We start from the raw sequence: 20,599 nt of genomic DNA, 5'->3' as shown, positions 1-20,599 counted from the left end.
AAAACAACCGTCTTACTTAGACGGTTGTTTTTTTGTGGAGTAACATCCAAACATCTTTACTAGAAACAGGTTTGCTAAAGAGGAATCCTTGAATGTGGTCACAGTTTTGTTCGTGTAAAAACTTCCATTGTTCTTCTGTTTCTACACCTTCCGCAATAACCTCTAAATTTAATTCTTTTGATAGCGTAATAATGGAAGCGATAATCGCTTCTTCTAAAGGGCTATTTGCAATTCCACAAATAAATTCTCGAGCAATTTTTAATGTATTGATTGGATATTTCGTTAAATAAGCTAAAGAACTATAACCAGTTCCAAAGTCATCAATTGAAATTTGGATACCGAGATTTTGAAGTTCTTCTAGTTTAGCAACTACAGAATGATTTTGATTAATCGCGATACTTTCCGTAATCTCAATATCTAGTGCTTCCGGTTTTAGTTCGGTTTCTTCCAAGACTTTTGAAATAGTTGGGATTAAATCTGAACGGTTAAATTGAACAACAGATAAATTTACACCAACCTTTAAGTGAGAAAATCCTTGGTTATGCCACTTCTTTGCTTCTAAGCAGGCGGCACGTAAAATCCAATTACCAAGTTCAATAATAAATCCTGTTTCCTCCGCTAGAGGAATGAATTGGGCAGGTGATACAATTCCGAGTTTTGGATGTTTCCAGCGAATTAATGCCTCAAAACCGATAATTTGTTTTGTTTTTGTATTTACTTGCGGTTGATATTCAAGGAAAAATTCATTTTGTTGCAGAGCTTTTGAAAGCTCACCTTCTAGGAAGTGTATTTCATTTTGCGCAATACTCATTTCTTTTGAGAAGAAAACGAATCTGTTTTTTCCATTCGCCTTTGCTCGATACATAGCCATATCTGCATTTTTCATTAATTCGGTTACATCGGTTCCGTAGTCAGGGTACATTGCAATTCCGATACTCGGTGTAACAGAAAGTTCTTCATCTTTAATGAAGTAAGGCTTATTTAATATAGTTAAAATTTGTTCAGCTATAAAAGCAGCACTTTTTTCAGAGTACATATCTGGTAATAAGATTGTAAACTCGTCTCCCCCTTGACGAGCAACGATATCCTTTGAACGCAAACATCCACGTAATCTTTTGGCTACTTCAATTAATAATAAATCCCCAACATCATGGCCGAGTCGATCGTTAATTTTTTTAAATCGATCTAAGTCAAGGAACATGACCGCAACGTCATTAGTGTTGTTTTGAGCTGTATTTAAAATCGTTTTTAAATCTTTTTCGAATTTCCGGCGATTCGGTAGTCCTGTAAGTGCATCATGGAAAGCCATATGCTCTACTTGCTTTTGTTTTTCATATAAAGTTGTAATATCACGTGCGATACCAAACATTCCAACAACTTCCTTATTTATAAAAATAGGGATGAGTGTAATGTGAAGGTAATAATAATAGCCTTCTGTTTTTTTTGTACGAATTTCTAGAGTTTGTGGCTTACCTTCTTTTGTAATTTGTAAAGATTTCTTCAATAATTCATGATCTTGTGGATCAATGAAGTGTAGAAGAGAATAGCTTGTTACTTCACAATAATAGGCTGTAAATAAACTTTCACAAGCCTTATTAGATTGTTGAAAAATCCCGTTCATATTTAAAGAAAAAACAGCATCAGGATGATCTTCGAATAAAGATTTATAGCGTTGTTCACTTTTTGATAGGGCAGATGCACCTTCTTCGACTTTGTCTTCTAGTTGTGTAGTCAACTGTTCGTACGTATCGATTAATACTTGATTATCTTTCCACATGTAAAGTTGTCGTAGGAATAATAAGATTAGTGATAATACTAGACCGATTAGCATGAACTTATCATCCCAAGGTTGAGTAACAATAAAGGAAAAAGTAATGATTATACTAAAATAAGGCAATATAAAGCGTACATAATCGAATCGATAATATTTCGCTTTCGTTTTATGTTGCATTGGTTTATCTAAAATGTATAGTATGGACGATAAACCGATTAATAAAATTGAAGCAGTATGTATTAAATAAGAGACTTCAGAAGAAGTTTCCATTCCTGATCTTAACTGGAACAGGTGTATATATCCGTAAACAAGTATGATAGTGAAGCCGACAATTAATGAGATTCTACTAGAAGAATACTGTTCTCTTCTATATAAGCTAATAACGGCGTAAATTACTAATGATTGTGCAATGAAATATCCAATTAAAACCCACGTATCTGTTGTTAACATACGAAAGCTTGAAATGTCTAAAATAAAGGTTAAGGTAAAGTAAATATTCATAATAACAATAAAGATGCTATCGAATGAAAATTGAGCAAGACCTCTAATGGAGTAATGTTTTATGAACTTTATAGCAAAGCCAGAAAAGAGCAAAATATATTGTACGATGAAAAAAGGTAGTGCTTTATATGAAAATATGACTTGATCATAAATAGAAAGAGAATGAAGAAATAAAGTTATTTCCATAGTTAGTCCACATAGGCAAGTACATAGTAGTAAAACCCAAAATAGTTTATCACCGCGCTTCATTTTTTTAATTGCTTTATATAAACAATAGCAAGAAAAGAGTGCAGCAAAACAAAATAAGAAGAGAATTCCAATTTCTTTTATATTCAAGTCCTTAGGGATAAGGAATATCCAAAGAGAAAATATAATAATATACATCATGACAAATTGTACATATTTTTTTTGATTGATCATATAATGGCTCCGTTTCAATAAAGTTGAATCATAGGGGGAAAATGCTAATTTAAATAATAGCATATAAAACAGGAGCTTTTTTACTATAAGAAATACTTTTTGAAAAAAATAGCGCAACGTTACAATTTACCATTGTAGTGTTGCGCCTTTTATTCTTTTCACTCCCCTTATAGAAGAGATTTCATCTATTAACTGAAGAAGTGCTAAATCCTTTTGTTTACTTTCAATCATAATATCGAAATCATGATCAATTTTTTTTGTAATGTGTAAAAAAGGTTTAATAAACTCTAAATCAATATAACTTGCGTGAGCCCTAAATTCTTTTTCTGATTTAGGGGAAGAAATATGAACTTTAGGAAGGACATTTGTATGTGACCAAGTTTTAAATATCATAGGAAGTAATTCTTCTAGCGGTTCATTACAAAGGTTCGCTATGTGATGATGATAATCGAACACGAAAGGAATTTTTTCTTTTTGACAAATAGCCAAAGTTTCAGAAGTTGTATATGTTTTATCGTCATTTTCAAGAGTCATTTGTCTTTTTATATGGTAAGGAAGTTTTTGTATGTTTTCATGAAAACGTTCGATTGCCTCCTCCTTATTTCCATACGCGCCACCTACATGGATATTAATGTAGGAAGAATCTGCAATTCCCATAGCATGTAACACGTTATAATGATAGGTCATATCTGTAATTGCATTAGTTGTAATATGTGGTTTATCGCTTGTAAATAGCGTAAATTGATTGGGATGAAAACTTACGCGTAAATTGTGTTCTTGAATTAATGCTCCTATTTTACGCCATAGTGGAGCAAATAGTTGAATGTAATCAAATTCAACTTCAGGATGTGTTGCAAGCGGGACGATAGAAGATGATAAACGATATAATGGAATTTCGTGTGCAATATTGTAATGAAGGATGCGTATTGTGTGTTCTAGATTTTGCAGTGTGACATTATATAATTTATCTTCACGCTCTTGTTTTTTTAGTTTTTTCCAGCTTGTAAATGTCATTGTTTTGGCAGGCGAACAGTCCCATAATGCCGTAGCATGTGAGACATATCCAAATCGAATTATCATATGTGATGCACCTCTTTGGCTCTTGAAATTTCTCTATAAAAAGAACGCGAGTATCGTTCCTATCCATTCCTTTCCTCTATCGATAATGGAGAGGGGGCTGACATCTTCAAAGGAAAGTAATAAGGAGCGTCCCAAATCTTCCTCGAATTTGCTTTTTACTTCTTGTATGAAATGTTTATCGTATAAAAGGCAATTGATTTCATGGTTAATATATAAACTTCTCATATCGAAATTAGCAGTTCCGATATCGCAAATATGATCGTCTACTATAATAATTTTTGCGTGGAAAAATCCTTGCTGAAAAGCGTAAATATTACAACCAGCTTGTATTAACTTTCGGCAATATGGGAATTTTGCTTCTCGAACGAGGGCGTGATCAGCCTTTTGTGGAACGAGAATAGTTATTTGAACCCCACGTTTTCGTGCTTTTAATAATGCATTCATAATTTTTTTTCCAGGAATAAAATATGGTGTACCGATAAAGAGTTCTTTTTTCGCGCTTTCGATTAAATGTAAAAATGTATTTTGTAAATAGGCACCATCAGTAGGGATGAAACGATGTAGGACGGTCCCTGGTTGTTGCGTAGGAAAATAAAGAGATGAATCTAATAAATTTTGGTCTGTATCGTCGAGCCAATCATGTAAAAATTGTTTTTGTAAATCTTGTATCCCTTCTCCTGTAAGACGTAAATGATAATCTCGCCATAACCCTAACCTTCGATTATGCCCTAAATATTCCTCGCCAATGTTAAATCCACCAATATAACCAATTTTCCCGTCAATAACTGTAATTTTTCTATGGTTTCTTTGATTTGCAGAAAAGAAAGGAAAAGGAAATTTCACTTTATGACAAAATGAAAAAGAGACACCATGCTTTTGTAGGGAGTACATCGCTTCTTTTGATAAATAATGACTTCCAAACCGGTCGAGTAAAAGTCTTACTTCAATTCCTTCTTGTGCTTTATCGATAAGTAACTTTAAAAACGTACGACTTATCTCATCGTTTTTTACAATGAAAAATAAAACGTGCACATGGTGTTTAGCTTGTTTTATATCAGTAAAGAGAGCATCGTACAAATCATTTCCGTATGTATAAAGGCGAAAATCACTTTGACGTAAAGGGAAAGAACGAGAACGTACACGCTTTAAATGAACAATTCTCCCGTATGAAAGGTCGATTGTAATCCAGAGAGCGCTGCCTAATAACAAGAGAGATAAGAAAAACATAAGTAAATTCCCTCCTTCACGGTCTTTTCACCATCAGTTTTTTATAAATTAAAACTTCACTTTATTCCGCTATTTGCGGGCAGTAAGACTCCCGCCTCAAAATTGGGTTAAAGCAAAGAAGTTGGTTGGGATTCGGGCTGCCCGTAAAAGCCCGATTGGTGTGGACTAATAATCAGTGGGGATGAATAGCTCCCCGGCGATTAAAGTTTCACTTTACCCCGCTATTTGCGGGCAGTAAGCCTCCTACCTCAAAATTAGGCTTACTCAAAGGAGTCGGGCGGGAGGCAACAGCCCGTAAAAGCCCGATTGGTGTGGGCTAATACTCAGTAGGGAATAAACAGCTCCCTACTGAGTAAAGTTTCACTTTATAGTTTCACCGAAATAAACAGCTTTATTAAAAAATGTGTTGTTGTATAACAAAAAACTGTTGACTGAATGCTCACTCATTATATAATGGGAATAGGGGATACAATTCAGAAAATTATATATTTTCGAAGATTCTAAAAAAGGAAGAGAGCTTACAAAGAGAGGGGTAGCATAAAATGAATAGCTTACTAATCATTAATTGGCTGGCTGCCATTGCTGTTATTGCTTATGCGGGATATTTGTTTGTATATCTTATACGAACGAGGATGGCCTACATACAATTAGGAAAAAAGATTGAATTTGACCGTCGTTTTAAAGAGCGTTGGGATCTCCTTAAGGTCAATGTTTTCGGTCAAAAAAAGCTGCTGAAAGATAAAAAGAGCGGCATCATTCACGTTATGTTTTTTTACGGATTTATTCTTGTCCAATTTGGAGCAATTGACTTCGTTTGGAAAGGGCTCGCACCAGGATCACATCTTCCACTTGGACCACTATATCCTGCATTTACATTCTTCCAGGAAATTGTCACACTTGTTATTTTAATTGCAGTCTTTTGGGCTTTTCATAGACGCTATGTTGAAAAGCTTGTTCGCTTAAAACGTAATTTCAAATCAGGTCTTGTCCTTATCTTTATCGGTGGCTTAATGATTTCTGTGCTACTTGGTAATGGGATGGGAATTATATGGCACGGTGAGGATCTTTCATGGAGTGAACCAATCGCTTCTGCAATCGCTTACGTTTTCTCGGGGATAAATGAAACCGTAGCCATTTCAGTGTTCTATTTCTCTTGGTGGGTGCATTTACTTATTTTGTTAACATTTTTAGTTTATGTACCACAATCAAAACATGCGCATTTAATTGCTGGACCAGTTAACGTATTTTTTGGTCGTCTTTCAAATCCAGGAAAACTTGAAAAAATCGATTTTGAAGATGAAACACAAGAAACATTCGGTGTTGGTAAAATTGAAGACTTTAGACAAAATCAACTTATCGACTTATATTCTTGCGTCGAATGTGGTCGTTGTACAAATATGTGTCCGGCAACAGGAACAGGGAAAATGTTATCACCGATGGATTTAATTTTAAAACTTCGTGATCATTTAACTGATAAAGGAGCAGCGGTAACATCAAAAGCACCGTGGGTTCCAGTTGTTGCTTTTAATAATACACAAGGAAATCAGTTAGCGATGATGGCAGCTGGAAAAGGACAACAAGAATCAGCGGCTACAGCGCTAGCGTACGATCCGAGTTTAATCGGAGATGTTATTACAGAAGAAGAGATTTGGGCATGTACAACGTGCCGTAACTGTGAGGACCAGTGCCCAGTTATGAATGAGCATGTTGATAAAATTATTGATTTACGCCGCTATCTCGTTTTAACAGAAGGAAAAATGGACGCGGAAGCGCAGCGTGCAATGACAAACATTGAGCGTCAAGGAAATCCGTGGGGACTGAACCGTAAAGAGCGTGAAACATGGCGCCAAGGTGACGATGAAGTAACAGTTCCAACTGTAAAGGAGAAATTAAAAGCTGGCGAAGAGTTTGAATACTTATTCTGGGTTGGATCAATGGGTTCGTATGACAATCGCAGTCAGAAGATTGCGATATCATTTGCGAAGCTAATGAACGAAGCAGGCATTTCATTCGCAATTCTTGGTAATAAGGAAAAGAACTCTGGTGATACACCGCGCCGCCTTGGAAATGAATTTGTATTCCAGGAAATGGCGACTAAAAACATTGAAGAATTTGAAAAAGCAGGAGTGAAGAAAATCGTTACGATTGACCCTCATGCTTATAACACTTTTAAAAATGAGTACCCGGACTTTGGCTTACAAGCAGAAGTCTATCATCATACAGAATTACTAGCCCAGTGGGTGAAGGAAGGACGTTTAAAACCTGTCCATTCTATTGAAGAGACAGTTACGTACCATGATTCCTGTTACTTAGGAAGATACAACGAAGTATACGAAGCGCCGCGCGATATTCTAAAAGCAATTCCAGGTATAAACCTTGTAGAAATGGCACGTAACCGTGAAACGGGAATGTGCTGTGGTGCGGGTGGCGGCCTAATGTGGATGGAAGAAACGGCAGGTTCTCGTATTAACGTTGCTCGTACAGAACAAGCGCTAGCTGTACAGCCGTCAATTATCGGTACAGGATGTCCGTATTGCTTAACGATGATTAGTGATGGTACGAAAGCGAAGGAAGTTGAAGAAACAGTTCAAACTTTGGACGTAACGGAGATTTTAGAACGCTCAGTTATCGGGCAGAAGAAAGAAGCAATGTAGTTTGTAGGCATGCATCCAACTTGAGAAAGAGGTGCAATAATTGCACCTCTTCTAAGCGTAAGGATACCGAGCGAGCGCTCGGTGCTAAAAAAAGAAATGGGGGAAGAAATATGAATAAAACAGTTATTTTAAGTGCTGCAAGAACACCGGTTGGAAAATTTGGAGGAACTTTAAAAGACGTGAAAGCAACAGAACTTGGAGGAATTGCAATTAAGGCAGCGCTTGAAAGAGCGAATGTTTCCGCTAGTGATGTTGAAGAAGTTATATTCGGAACGGTTATCCAAGGAGGACAAGGACAAATTCCATCACGCCAAGCAGCAAGAGCGGCCGGCATTCCTTGGGAAGTGCAGACAGAAACAGTAAATAAAGTTTGTGCATCAGGACTTCGCGCAGTTACGTTAGCGGATCAAATTATTCGTACTGGTGATCAATCACTGATTGTAGCTGGTGGAATGGAATCGATGAGTAACAGCCCTTACATTTTACGAGGGGCAAGATGGGGATACAGAATGGGTAACAACGAAGTTATCGATTTAAACGTTGCAGACGGTTTAACATGCGCATTTTCAGGTATACACATGGGTGTTTATGGCGGAGAAGTTGCAAACGAGGATGGGATCTCCCGCGAAGCACAAGATGAATGGGCATATCGTAGCCATCAACGTGCGGTTTCGGCACATAAGGAAGGTCGTTTTGAAGAGGAGATTGTACCAGTAACAATTCAGCAAAGAAAAGGCGATCCTATCGTCGTGGCTAAGGATGAGGCGCCGCGTGAAGATACAACGATTGAAAAATTAGCGAAATTAAAGCCTGTTTTTGATAAGACATCGGCAGTGACAGCTGGTAATGCTCCTGGACTAAATGATGGCGGTGCTGCGCTTGTATTAATGAGCGAGGACAGAGCGAAGCAAGAAGGAAGAAAGCCATTAGCGACAATTTTGGCGCATACGGCGATTGCGGTAGAATCGAAGGATTTTCCAAGAACACCAGGTTATGCAATTAATGAATTGCTGAAAAAGACAGGTAAGACAATTGAAGACATCGATCTATTTGAAATCAATGAGGCATTTGCGGCGGTAGCAATTGCAAGTATAGAAATCGCAGGGATCGATCCAGAAAAATTGAATGTAAATGGCGGTGCTGTAGCAATGGGGCATCCAATTGGAGCGAGTGGAGCACGTATTATCGTTACACTTATCCATGCACTGAAGCAGCGCGGTGGCGGAATTGGAATTGCTTCTATTTGTAGCGGTGGCGGTCAAGGTGATGCAGTGATGATTGAAGTTCGTTAATTTACGTGTAGGGGATTTGGGTTTATTAACAACTTATATTAAGGGGGAAGAAAGAATGGGTGTACAAAAAATAGTTGTAATTGGTGCAGGACAAATGGGTTCAGGTATCGCGCAAGTGTGTGCAATGGCAGGCTATGATGTGAAAGTGCAAGATTTAAAGCAAGAGCAATTAGAGAGAGGTCTAGCTGTTATTTCGAAAAATTTAGCCCGTCAAGTAGAAAAAGGCCGTATGAAGGAAGAAGAGAAAGAAGCGACTTTAAATCGCCTTACATGGACGCTTGATTTCAATAGTGTCAAAGAAGCTGATCTTGTGATTGAAGCAGCTGTTGAAAAAATGGATATTAAAAAGAAAATTTTTGTGAATCTAGATGAAATCGCTCCAGAACATGCAATTTTAGCGACGAATACATCATCTTTACCAATTACGGAAATTGCAGCGGTAACGAAACGCCCAGAAAAAGTAATCGGCATGCACTTTATGAATCCAGTTCCAGTTATGAAACTCGTTGAAATTATTCGTGGTTTAGCTACAGATGATGCAGTGTACGAAACGATTGAGGATATTACGAAAAAAATCGGAAAAGTGCCAGTTGAAGTAAATGATTTCCCGGGGTTTGTATCGAACCGTATTTTATTACCGATGATTAACGAAGCGATCTATACGTTATATGAAGGTGTAGCGACGAAAGAAGCGATTGATGAAGTAATGAAACTCGGTATGAATCATCCGATGGGACCACTTACATTAGCTGATTTTATCGGTTTAGATACGTGTTTATACATTATGGAAGTGTTGCATGAAGGATTAGGAGATAGTAAATATCGCCCATGTCCATTATTACGTAAGTATGTGAATGCAGGATGGTTAGGACGTAAAACGGGTCGTGGTTTCTACGTTTACGAATAAATTCCTCCTTTTATTAAAGTAGTGGTCTTACCAAATTATTAAAAAGGTATATAGCAAACGGAGGCGAAGTACATGAATTTTCATTTTACTGAAGAGCAAGAAATGATGAGGAAAATGGTTCGAGATTTTGCGCAGAAGGAAATAGCTCCCTTTGTTCCTAGTATGGAACAAGGGGTGTTCCCAAAAGAGATTTTGCAAAAGATGGGTGAGCTTGGACTAATGGGTATTCCAGCGCCTGCAAAATATGGCGGGGCAGAAATGGATTTTATTTCTTACATTCTAGCGATTGAAGAAATTTCAAAGGTAAGCGCAACGGTTGGTGTAATTTTAGCTGTACATACGTCAGTTGGAATGAATCCGATTTTGTATTTCGGAACAGAAGAACAGAAGCAGAAATATGTTTCTAAACTGGCGACTGGTGAATATTTAGGCGCATTTGCTCTAACAGAACCGAATGCAGGATCAGATGCAGGTAGTTTGAAATCAAGAGCTGTAAAGAAAGGCGATCACTACATCATTAATGGATCGAAAGTCTTTATTACAAATGGTGGTGAAGCAAGTACATATATCGTCTTCGCGTCTACAAATCCAGAGGCGGGGAAAAGCGGGATTTCAGCATTTATAGTTGAGAAAGATACACCAGGCTTAATCATCGGAAAAGATGAGCATAAGATGGGGCTTCTTGGTTCGCGTACAGTGCAACTTACGTTTGAAGATATGAAAGTGCCGGCTGAGAATTTACTTGGTGAAGAAGGACAAGGATTTAAGGTGGCAATGGCGAATTTAGATGTTGGGCGAATTGGAATCGGAGCGCAGGCATTAGGAATCGCGGAAGCGGCGCTTGCATGTGCGATTGATTATGCGAAAGAGCGTGAGCAATTCGGAAAGCCAATTGCGGCGCAGCAAGGAATCGGATTCAAACTTGCAGATATGGCGACTAGCGTAGAAGCAGCGCGATTACTTGTATACAGAGCGGCATCGCTAAGAGCACAAGGATTACCATGCGGTAAAGAAGCTTCTATTGCGAAATTATTTGCTTCTAAGACGGCTGTTGAAGTTGCGATTGAAGCAGTGCAAGTATTTGGTGGTTATGGTTATACGAAAGATTATCCAGTAGAAAGATTTTTCCGTGATGCGAAGATCACACAAATATATGAAGGAACGAGCGAAATACAAAAGCTTGTAATTAGTCGAGCTTTATAAAAAGGCAGAGGGGGAGACGGGAATGCATTTTAAATTATCAGAAGAACATGAAATGATAAGGAAAATGGTTCGGGATTTTGCAAGGAATGAAGTAGCACCGACAGCAGCAGAGCGTGATGAGGAAGAGCGATTTGATCGCGCTTTATTCGATCAAATGGCAGAGCTTGGTTTGACCGGTATTCCGTGGCCTGAAGAATACGGCGGAATTGGAAGCGATTACTTGGCGTATGTAATTGCCGTTGAAGAATTATCCCGCGTCTGTGCTTCTACAGGTGTAACGTTGTCTGCGCATACTTCACTTGCTGGATGGCCGATTTTTAAATTTGGAACGGAAGAGCAAAAACAAAAGTTTTTGCGCCCAATGGCTGAAGGGAAGAAAATTGGTGCATATGGCTTAACAGAACCAAGCTCTGGATCAGATGCTGGTGGAATGAGGACGACTGCAAAACGAGATGGAGACCATTACATTTTAAATGGTTCGAAAATCTTTATTACAAATGGCGGCATTGCTGATATTTATGTTGTTTTTGCATTAACAGATCCTGATTCGAAGCAGCGCGGCACGAGTGCATTTATTGTGGAGAGTGATACGCTAGGGTTTTCAGTTGGGAAGAAGGAAAGCAAGTTAGGAATTCGCTCTTCGCCAACGACTGAAATTATGTTTGAAGACTGCCGTATTCCTGTAGATAATCTGCTAGGGGAAGAGGGCCAAGGATTTAAAGTTGCGATGCAAACGTTAGATGGTGGTCGTAATGGTATTGCGGCGCAAGCGGTTGGGATTGCACAATCTGCTTTAGATGCTTCTGTAGAATATGCAAGAGAACGTCATCAGTTTGGGAAGCCAATTGCGGCGCAACAAGGAATTGGCTTTAAACTTGCAGATATGGCAACGGATGTAGAGGCAGCGCGTCTTTTAACATATCAAGCGGCCTGGCTTGAATCTGAAGGGCTTCCGTACGGGAAAGAATCAGCGATGTCAAAAGTATTTGCAGGTGATACAGCGATGAAAGTAACGACTGAAGCAGTACAAGTATTTGGTGGTTATGGTTATACGAAAGATTATCCAGTAGAGCGTTATATGCGCGATGCAAAGATTACCCAAATATATGAGGGAACACAAGAGATTCAAAGGCTTGTAATTTCTCGTATGTTAACGAAGTAGGAACGAAAGCGTAGGTATTTTCCTACGCTTTTTACTTCCAAAAATAATAGAGAGAGGTGAAGGGATGGTTAAACATAATGTACATGCGTCAGTGAAAGATGAAAAATTAGTTGCGTTAAGGCGTGAACAAATGATTAAAGGTGCGGTGCAGCTGTTTAAGCAAAAAGGATTCCCGCGTACAACAACGAGAGAAATTGCGAAAGCGGCTGGATTTAGTATCGGAACACTTTATGAATACATTCGCACAAAAGATGATGTATTATATTTAGTTTGTGATAGTATTTATGAACATGTAAAAGAGCGGTTAGAGAAAGTAGTGTGTACAGAGAAGGGAAGTATAGAAAGCTTAAAGATAGCGATAACGAATTATTTTAAAGTGATGGATGAATTGCAAGAAGAAGTATTAATTATGTATCAAGAGGTACGTTTTTTACCGAAAGAATCACTCCCATATGTATTAGAAAAAGAGTTTCAAATGGTCGGGATGTTTGAGAATATTTTAGAGCAGTGTACGGAAAATGGGACATTTACACTAAATAAAAAGGAAATACAGCTTCTTGCACATAATATTTTCATACAAGGACAAATGTGGGGATTTAGACGTTGGGCCCTGCAAAAACTGTATACGCTCGAAGAATATACTGAAATGCAAATTAGGTATGTACTGCAAGGCGCGCATATGTTTCCGAAATAAGGAATGGACAAATTATAATTTTATTAGCCTTCACCAATCGGGCTTTTACTGCCCGTTAATGCGGGATAAAAGTTTCCCGTTTTTTTTGTAGCATATTTGTGCGACTTTTGTTTATAATGAATAGTATGGATTTTTTTAAGCAGACCGTTATATATAAGTTTATATTTGAAGAAAGGAAGTGCCGCATAAGTGGGTTTTAAGCAATATTCACCAGAAGAGCTAAAAGAATGTTCAATGATTGAAGTTGTACATAGTGTTTTAGGGAATAAAAGACAAGCAACGACATTCAACGAGTTGGTTCAAGAAATCGCTCAAGTGCTGGGACTATCTCAAGGGCAAGTTAATACGAAACTCGCACAATTTTATACAGATTTAAACATCGATGGACGTTTCATTAATTTAGGAGAAAATCGTTGGGGGCTACGTAGCTGGTACCCATATGAGCAAATTGATGAAGAAATTCTGCCTCAGCCAAAACCGAAGAAGAAACGTAAAGTTGAAGAGGACGGTTTTGACGACTACATCGAAGAAGATGAAGATGAATTAAATGCAGACCAAGAAGAAGATGTAGAAGATTTGGACAAGGTTCTTGAAGAAGAAGACGCAGATGATGAAAAAGAAGATGATGATCTTGATGATGAAGACTTCGCTGAAGAAGAACTTGAGTACGATGAAACTGAAGAAGAAGAAGAAGAGGAAGAGCGTTAGTTCTTGACTTTTCATTATCGTCCATGTAGAATCATTTTTGGGCTCTTTAAAAAAGGACGATAATACTTTTAAAGTGTAAATATAAAAGAAAATTGCTCCCTACTTATTACTTTATGTGATGAGGGGAGCAATTTTCTTTTTTGTTTTTTGTTTAGAAAATAAAAAGAGCCTAACAATAAGATAGATACAGTGTTATCTACATACGTTGCGCTTTGCAACGGTGATTATATAACAACGAAGTAGAAGGGAGTATTTTCATGACTAAGTATATTTTTGTAACAGGCGGTGTAGTATCGTCTTTAGGTAAAGGTATTACAGCAGCATCTCTTGGAAGACTTTTAAAAAATCGTGGTTTAAACGTAACTATTCAAAAGTTTGATCCATACATTAACGTAGACCCAGGGACTATGAGCCCATACCAACACGGTGAGGTATTCGTAACAGATGATGGTGCAGAAACGGACTTAGACCTAGGTCACTATGAGCGTTTTATCGACATCAACTTAAATAAATACAGCAACGTAACAACAGGTAAAATTTACTCTTCAGTTCTTCAAAAAGAGCGTCGTGGTGAATATTTAGGAGGAACAGTTCAAGTTATTCCTCACATTACTAACGAAATTAAAGAACGTGTATATCGTTCTGGTCGCGAAACAAACGCCGACGTTGTTATTACAGAAATCGGTGGAACTGTTGGTGATATCGAGTCTCTACCATTCTTAGAAGCAATTCGTCAAATTAAGAGCGACATCGGTCGTGACAATGTAATGTACATTCACTGTACGTTAATCCCGTATTTAAAAGCAGCGGGTGAAATGAAAACAAAACCAACGCAACATAGCGTTAAAGAGCTTCGCAGCTTAGGTATTCAGCCGAACATTATCGTTGTTCGTACAGAACTACCTGTTTCTCAGGACATGAAAGACAAGATTGCATTATTCTGTGACATCGATACAAAAGCAGTTATCGAAGCACGCGATGCAGATACTTTATATGCGGTTCCATTATCTCTTCAAGAACAAAACATGGACCAAATCGTTTGCGATCACTTGAAATTAGACAATCCAGCTGCAGATATGACAGAGTGGACTGCGCTAGTTAATAAAGTACGTAACCTTTCTAAGAAAACAAAAATCGCTCTTGTTGGTAAATACGTAGAGCTTCAAGATGCATACATTTCTGTTGTAGAAGCACTTCGTCATGCAGGTTATTCATTCGACACAGATGTAGAAGTGAAATGGGTAAACGCTGAGCACGTAACAGCAGAGAACGTAAAAGAATTAGTTGGCGACACAGATGGTATCCTTGTACCAGGTGGCTTCGGCGATCGTGGTGTAGAAGGTAAAATCGTTGCAATTCAATATGCTCGTGAAAACAAAGTTCCATTCTTAGGAATTTGCCTAGGTATGCAACTTGCATCAATCGAATTTGCACGTAACGTATTAGGATTAGAAGGAGCTAACTCTTCTGAAATTAATCCTGACACACCTTATGCAATTATCGATTTATTACCAGAACAAAAAGATGTAGAAGATTTAGGTGGTACACTTCGCCTTGGTCTATACCCATGTAAGCTTGCTGAAGAAACAAATGCTTACAATGCTTACAACGAGCCGGTTATATATGAGCGTCATCGTCATCGTTATGAGTTCAATAATCAATTCCGTCCAGATATGGAAAAAGAAGGATTTGTATTCTCTGGTACAAGCCCAGACGGTCGTCTAGTGGAAATTATTGAATTACAAGATCATCCTTGGTTTGTGGCAGCACAGTTCCATCCAGAACTTGTATCTCGTCCAAACCGTCCGCAACCATTGTTCCATGATTTCGTAAGTGCTTCTATTACGAATAAAGAGAGCAAGTAATAAAAAAAAGCGCCTGAAATAGGGCGCTTTTTTTAATATTCGTTTAACATTTCATCAATTGTAAATTTCAATCCGTGATAAGCAAATAAAGTTATAATTAAACTTGGGAACCCGTAGCGGTTACCTTCATCATCTGGAATAAGACCTTTTAACAGCTTTGTATCAATATGTACATCTGTATATTGTTCCAGTGATTCAGCACCTTCTTGAATAGCCGAGATTCCAACGATAGATTGGCCGTCTTCATGAAGTTTTTTCGCGGTTGTTATAATTTCATCATCTGTCGAAAAACGACTAATAAGAAGTACGCGGTCCGCAGAAGTCACTGCCGCCAGTTCACCGTTTTCTATTAAACGTTTTGCTTGTTTCATTGGTTCGGCGCCAAATAATGCTTCTGAAACAATACCCTCCATTTCGTTTGTACCATGCAAGTAAATGAAGCCGTCACCAATTAAGGCCTGGGCAAGTAGACGAGCGCTATCTTCTATATTCATTTCTTCTTTTTGAGAGAGTCTGGAGAAATATCCACTTAATTGAGTCGAGAAAATTTTTAACATGTTGTTGCTCCTTTCTTTCGTGTTAGCTGGTTCTCATTATAGCTTATTTTTTTTGGAAAGGGGAAATAGTAGGGTGGCATAACAAAATAGGAAACGGTAAAATAAGAAAGAATAGGAAGGGATTTGGCAAAGAGTAGCGAAAATAAACCGATAAGATATAAGAAGCTTTAAATCTTGTACTTACACAGAAAGGTTGGGAGTTATGGAAGGGAAAATTTTAATCGTTGATGATCAATATGGCATTCGTGTTTTATTGCATGAAGTGTTCCAAAAAGAAGGTTATCAGACGTTCCAAGCAGCGAATGGATTTCAAGCTTTAGATATCGTGAAAAAAGATAATCCAGATTTAGTAGTGTTAGATATGAAAATCCCAGGTATGGATGGTATAGAGATTTTAAAACATGTAAAAGAAATTGATGAGAGTATTAAAGTGATTTTAATGACTGCTTATGGAGAATTGGATATGATTCAAGAAGCGAAAGATTTAGGAGCTTTAATGCACTTTGCTAAACCGTTTGATATTGATGAGATTCGTCAAGCAGTGAGAGATCAGCTTGCTGTAGAGGCGTAAAAAATGAATTTTTTATAAAAAATATGGAAAAAAGCGTTTACATGGACTATTGAGCAGGTGAATACAGTTGAGTTTTTGAGTACAAGTTGTTATCCTATTGAGTGTAGAAAGAAGTCCGGTATGTAAATATACATATTTTACCTTATTCTGGTCATACTACCAGCGATAAGAATTTATCGGATACAAAAAACGTTTTTTAGGAGGATTCACCATGCCTTTAGTTTCTATGAAAGAAATGCTAAACACAGCACTAGAAGGAAAATACGCAGTTGGTCAATTCAACATGAACAACTTAGAGTGGACTCAAGCTATCTTAGCTGCTGCGGAAGAAGAAAAATCTCCTGTAATCTTAGGTGTATCTGAGGGTGCAGCTCGTCATATGACTGGTTTCAAAACAGTTGTAGCTATGGTTAAAGCTTTAATCGAAGAAATGAACATTTCTGTTCCTGTAGCGATTCACCTTGATCATGGTTCAAGCTTCGAAAAATGTAAAGAAGCAATCGATGCAGGTTTCACATCTGTAATGATCGACGCTTCTCACCACCCATTCGATGAGAACGTTGAAACTACTAAAAAAGTGGTAGAATACGCACATGCTCGTAACGTATCTGTAGAAGCTGAGCTTGGTACAGTTGGCGGACAAGAAGATGACATCATCGCTGAAGGCGTTATCTACGCTAATCCTGAAGAGTGTAAACACCTTGTTGAAGCAACAGGTATCGATTGCCTAGCTCCAGCTTTAGGTTCTGTACACGGTCCTTACAAAGGTGAGCCTAACTTAGGATTCGCTGAAATGGAACAAGTTCGCGACTTCACTGGCGTACCTTTAGTATTACACGGTGGTACTGGTATCCCAACTGCTGATATCGTAAAAGCTATTTCTTTAGGTACTTCAAAAATTAACGTAAACACTGAGAACCAAATTGAGTTTACAAAAGCTGTTCGTGAAGCATTAAACAAAGACCAAGAAGTTTACGATCCTCGTAAATATATTGGACCTGGCCGCGACGCTATTAAAGCAACTGTTGCTGGTAAAATGCGTGAGTTCGGTTCTAACGGTAAAGCGTAAGAATAAAATTCCGTTTTGGAAACCGTCTAGTCTTTTAGACGGTTTCCTTTCGTTGTATAATGAAAGCGTGAACAAGTCTAAAGATTTTATAAAGTAAATTTTTAGTTTACAAATATAGAAAATAATGTGCATAGTCCTATTAATAAATGTGGTAAGTATCTGAATTGAGGAATTTGATTCGATGAATAGTTAATCTTCATCTATTTGTACAGCAGGGGAGCTACAGGTGATGGTTTTCTACTTATTGGGTTTCAGGATGGAAAGAGTGATTGAGATTCTTAAGGGGAAATCTTCTACTTTTTCTTATAAAGGAGTAGAAGATAAATACATTCACAAGAAGGGAGCTCAATATGGAAAAGTTGCTAATTGAAGGCGGAAGAGCTTTAAATGGAACAATTCGCGTGAGTGGTGCAAAGAACAGTGCTGTTGCGCTAATTCCAGCGACAATTTTAGCAGATACTCCAGTAACTATCGGTGGCGTTCCTAATATTTCGGACGTGAAAATATTAGGAGACTTACTAGAGGAAATTGGAGGGAAAGTAACTTATGGGCAGGAAGAAGAGATGGTAGTCGATCCTTCTAACATGGTTGCGATGCCTTTACCAAATGGAAAAGTGAAAAAATTGCGCGCCTCTTATTATTTAATGGGTGCAATGCTTGGCCGTTTTAAAAAAGCTGTTATTGGGCTTCCAGGTGGATGTCATTTAGGGCCACGACCGATTGATCAGCATATTAAAGGGTTTGAAGCGTTAGGGGCACATGTTACAAATGAACAAGGTGCTATTTATTTAAGAGCAGATGAACTACGCGGGGCACGTATTTATTTAGATGTTGTTAGTGTAGGAGCGACAATTAATATTATGCTAGCGGCTGTACGAGCGAAAGGTAGAACGGTTATTGAAAATGCAGCAAAAGAACCAGAGATTATTGATGTAGCTACATTGTTAACGAGTATGGGAGCACGTATTAAAGGTGCTGGTACAGATGTAATCCGAATTGATGGTGTGGATTTTTTACACGGTTGTCACCACACTATCATTCCAGATCGTATTGAAGCTGGTACGTATATGATTTTAGGGGCAGCGTCAGGAGGAGAAGTAACAGTTGATAATGTTATTCCTCAGCATTTAGAATCCGTTACTGCAAAGCTAAGAGAAGCTGGTGTTCAAGTTGAAACGAACGATGACCAAATTACAGTGAATGGCAATAGAAGTTTAAAAGTAGTTGATGTAAAAACGCTTGTATATCCAGGGTTTCCAACAGATTTACAACAGCCGTTTACAACGCTTTTAACAAAAGCGCATGGAACAGGAGTTGTAACTGATACAATTTACAGCGCACGTTTCAAGCATATTGATGAATTGCGCCGTATGAACGCGCAAATTAAAGTAGAAGGCCGTTCAGCAATTGTGACTGGACCTGTTTTATTACAAGGTGCGAAGGTGAAAGCGAGTGACTTACGAGCTGGTGCGTCCCTTGTTATTGCGGGTTTAATGGCAGATGGTATTACGGAAGTAACGGGACTTGAGCATATTGATCGAGGTTACGAAAATATAGTAGACAAGCTTAAAGGGCTTGGTGCAAACATTTGGCGAGAACAAATGACAAAGCAAGAAATTGAAGAAATGAAGAATGCATAAAGTGAAACTTTAATCAGTATGGGATATCCCATACTGATTATTAGCCCTCACCAATCGGGATAAGGTGGTGATACTTCCGTTAATGGGGAGCGAAGAATCACTACTAACGGAAGTGCACTTTATAGAAAAATACGGTTCACAAAATACGGCAGAAATATAAAGACTTAAAGGAGAGGGATTATCGTGGAAAGAAGTTTATCTATGGAGTTAGTACGTGTAACAGAGGCTGCAGCATTATCATCAGCGCGTTGGATGGGGCTCGGAAAAAAAGATGAGGCAGATGGTGCAGCAACATCAGCTATGCGTGATGTATTTGATACAATTCCGATGAAAGGTACAGTTGTAATTGGCGAAGGTGAAATGGATGAAGCGCCAATGCTATATATCGGAGAGAAATTGGGTACAGGATATGGACCACGCGTAGACGTTGCAGTTGATCCTTTAGAAGGGACCAATATCGTAGCGGCTGGCGGCTGGAATGCGCTTGCTGTTATTGCAATTGCAGATCACGGCAATTTGTTACATGCTCCTGACATGTACATGGATAAAATAGCGGTTGGTCCAGAAGCGGTTGGTGCAGTTGATATTGACGCACCTATTATCGACAATTTACGTGCAGTTGCGAAAGCGAAAAATAAAGATATCGAAGATGTTGTAGCGACAGTTTTAAACCGTCCACGTCATCAAGCAATTATCGAAGAAATTCGTAAAGCTGGTGCTCGTATTAAATTAATTAACGATGGAGATGTAGCTGGAGCAATCAATACAGCATTTGACCGTACCGGTGTAGATATTCTATTCGGTTCTGGTGGAGCACCTGAAGGTGTATTAGCTGCGGTTGCATTAAAATGCTTAGGTGGAGAAATTCACGGGAAGCTCTTACCTCAAAACGAAGCTGAATTAGCGCGTTGCAAAAAAATGGGTATTGAAGATATCAATCGTATCCTTCGTATGGAAGACTTAGTAAAAGGTGACGATGCAATCTTTGCAGCAACAGGTGTAACAGACGGAGAACTATTACGAGGCGTTCAATTTAAAGGTAGCGTCGGAACAACACAATCCCTTGTTATGCGTGCGAAATCAGGCACAGTACGCTTCGTAGACGGCCGCCATAGCTTAAATAAAAAACCGAATTTGGTTATTAAGTAAAAAGTGGAAGCAGCTCGTTCAGAATCGCAGGGCATTGGAGCTCTCGACCTTGAAGCGCTTTTTGCTTCGAGCGAGAGAGCGAAATGACCGGAGATTCTAGCTGCTGGAACTGGATTAAATAAAAAG

The 20,599-nt window shown here is 38.4% G+C and carries 15 protein-coding genes and 1 pseudogene; 12 read left to right on the top strand and 4 right to left on the bottom strand.

From position 1 onward, the window contains the following. Positions 1 to 16: 16 nt before the first annotated feature. The 3 genes from MKX77_RS25970 to cls form a co-directional block, all read right to left on the bottom strand. Positions 17 to 2,695, bottom strand: a complete 2,679-nt coding sequence (locus MKX77_RS25970) for a DUF4084 domain-containing protein (protein WP_341308178.1) — start codon at positions 2,693 to 2,695, stop codon at positions 17 to 19. Between the two features lie 126 nt (positions 2,696 to 2,821). Further along, positions 2,822 to 3,775: a UV DNA damage repair endonuclease UvsE gene (gene uvsE, locus MKX77_RS25965; RefSeq protein WP_341308177.1), complete on the bottom strand. Its 954-nt coding sequence runs from the start codon at positions 3,773 to 3,775 to the stop codon at positions 2,822 to 2,824. Between the two features lie 33 nt (positions 3,776 to 3,808). Further along, positions 3,809 to 5,002 (bottom strand): cardiolipin synthase, encoded by a 1,194-nt coding sequence (cls, locus tag MKX77_RS25960; RefSeq protein WP_341308176.1) that lies wholly within the window; start codon positions 5,000 to 5,002, stop codon positions 3,809 to 3,811. Between the two features lie 542 nt (positions 5,003 to 5,544). Between cls and MKX77_RS25955 the strand changes: the two genes are divergently transcribed. From MKX77_RS25955 to pyrG, 8 genes and pseudogenes are all read left to right on the top strand, one after another. Beyond that, positions 5,545 to 7,656: a (Fe-S)-binding protein gene (locus MKX77_RS25955; RefSeq protein ID WP_341308175.1), complete on the top strand. Its 2,112-nt coding sequence runs from the start codon at positions 5,545 to 5,547 to the stop codon at positions 7,654 to 7,656. Between the two features lie 36 nt (positions 7,657 to 7,692). Further along, a pseudogene (locus MKX77_RS25950) lies at positions 7,693 to 8,948 on the top strand (acetyl-CoA C-acetyltransferase). A gap of 55 nt (positions 8,949 to 9,003) precedes the next feature. After that, positions 9,004 to 9,855, top strand: coding sequence for a 3-hydroxybutyryl-CoA dehydrogenase (locus tag MKX77_RS25945; protein WP_215554824.1), 852 nt, complete (start codon positions 9,004 to 9,006; stop codon positions 9,853 to 9,855). A gap of 72 nt (positions 9,856 to 9,927) precedes the next feature. Beyond that, positions 9,928 to 11,058, top strand: coding sequence for an acyl-CoA dehydrogenase (locus tag MKX77_RS25940; protein ID WP_341308174.1), 1,131 nt, complete (start codon positions 9,928 to 9,930; stop codon positions 11,056 to 11,058). A 22-nt stretch (positions 11,059 to 11,080) separates the two neighbouring features. Continuing rightward, positions 11,081 to 12,220, top strand: coding sequence for an acyl-CoA dehydrogenase AcdA (gene acdA / locus MKX77_RS25935; RefSeq protein ID WP_341308173.1), 1,140 nt, complete (start codon positions 11,081 to 11,083; stop codon positions 12,218 to 12,220). Between the two features lie 64 nt (positions 12,221 to 12,284). Next, complete coding sequence (locus MKX77_RS25930) at positions 12,285 to 12,914, top strand: TetR/AcrR family transcriptional regulator (RefSeq protein WP_002159764.1); 630 nt, start codon at positions 12,285 to 12,287, stop codon at positions 12,912 to 12,914. A 189-nt stretch (positions 12,915 to 13,103) separates the two neighbouring features. Further along, entirely contained in the window at positions 13,104 to 13,622 is a 519-nt protein-coding gene (gene rpoE, locus MKX77_RS25925; protein WP_215554822.1) for a DNA-directed RNA polymerase subunit delta, read from the top strand. 257 nt (positions 13,623 to 13,879) lie between these two features. Further along, on the top strand, positions 13,880 to 15,487 hold the full coding sequence (gene pyrG / locus MKX77_RS25920; RefSeq protein ID WP_215554821.1) for a CTP synthase: 1,608 nt from the start codon (positions 13,880 to 13,882) through the stop codon (positions 15,485 to 15,487). Positions 15,488 to 15,519: 32 nt separating this feature from the next. On the opposite strand, the gene MKX77_RS25915 is transcribed toward pyrG, so the two are convergent. Continuing rightward, positions 15,520 to 16,044 (bottom strand): DUF2529 domain-containing protein, encoded by a 525-nt coding sequence (locus MKX77_RS25915; RefSeq protein WP_341308172.1) that lies wholly within the window; start codon positions 16,042 to 16,044, stop codon positions 15,520 to 15,522. Between the two features lie 202 nt (positions 16,045 to 16,246). Here MKX77_RS25915 and spo0F point away from each other — a divergent pair, with 202 nt between their 5' ends. The 4 genes from spo0F to glpX all read left to right on the top strand — a co-directional run bounded on the left by spo0F (position 16,247) and on the right by glpX (position 20,473). Then, positions 16,247 to 16,615 (top strand): sporulation initiation phosphotransferase Spo0F, encoded by a 369-nt coding sequence (spo0F, locus tag MKX77_RS25910; RefSeq protein ID WP_000398592.1) that lies wholly within the window; start codon positions 16,247 to 16,249, stop codon positions 16,613 to 16,615. A gap of 211 nt (positions 16,616 to 16,826) precedes the next feature. Next, the gene (locus tag MKX77_RS25905) at positions 16,827 to 17,684 is read left to right on the top strand and encodes a class II fructose-bisphosphate aldolase (protein ID WP_002159768.1); all 858 of its coding nucleotides are present in this window, start codon (positions 16,827 to 16,829) and stop codon (positions 17,682 to 17,684) included. Positions 17,685 to 18,034: 350 nt separating this feature from the next. Continuing rightward, positions 18,035 to 19,324, top strand: coding sequence for a UDP-N-acetylglucosamine 1-carboxyvinyltransferase (gene murA / locus MKX77_RS25900; protein ID WP_215554819.1), 1,290 nt, complete (start codon positions 18,035 to 18,037; stop codon positions 19,322 to 19,324). Between the two features lie 183 nt (positions 19,325 to 19,507). Next, a complete protein-coding gene (gene glpX, locus MKX77_RS25895) occupies positions 19,508 to 20,473 on the top strand; it encodes a class II fructose-bisphosphatase (protein WP_002113062.1) in 966 nt (321 codons plus the stop codon). Positions 20,474 to 20,599: the final 126 nt, after the last annotated feature.

It is taken from the genome of Bacillus sp. FSL R9-9410 (genome assembly GCF_038050385.1).
Lineage (GTDB): Bacteria > Bacillota > Bacilli > Bacillales > Bacillaceae_G > Bacillus_A > Bacillus_A cereus_U.
This window is presented reverse-complemented; position numbering and strand designations above follow the sequence as displayed.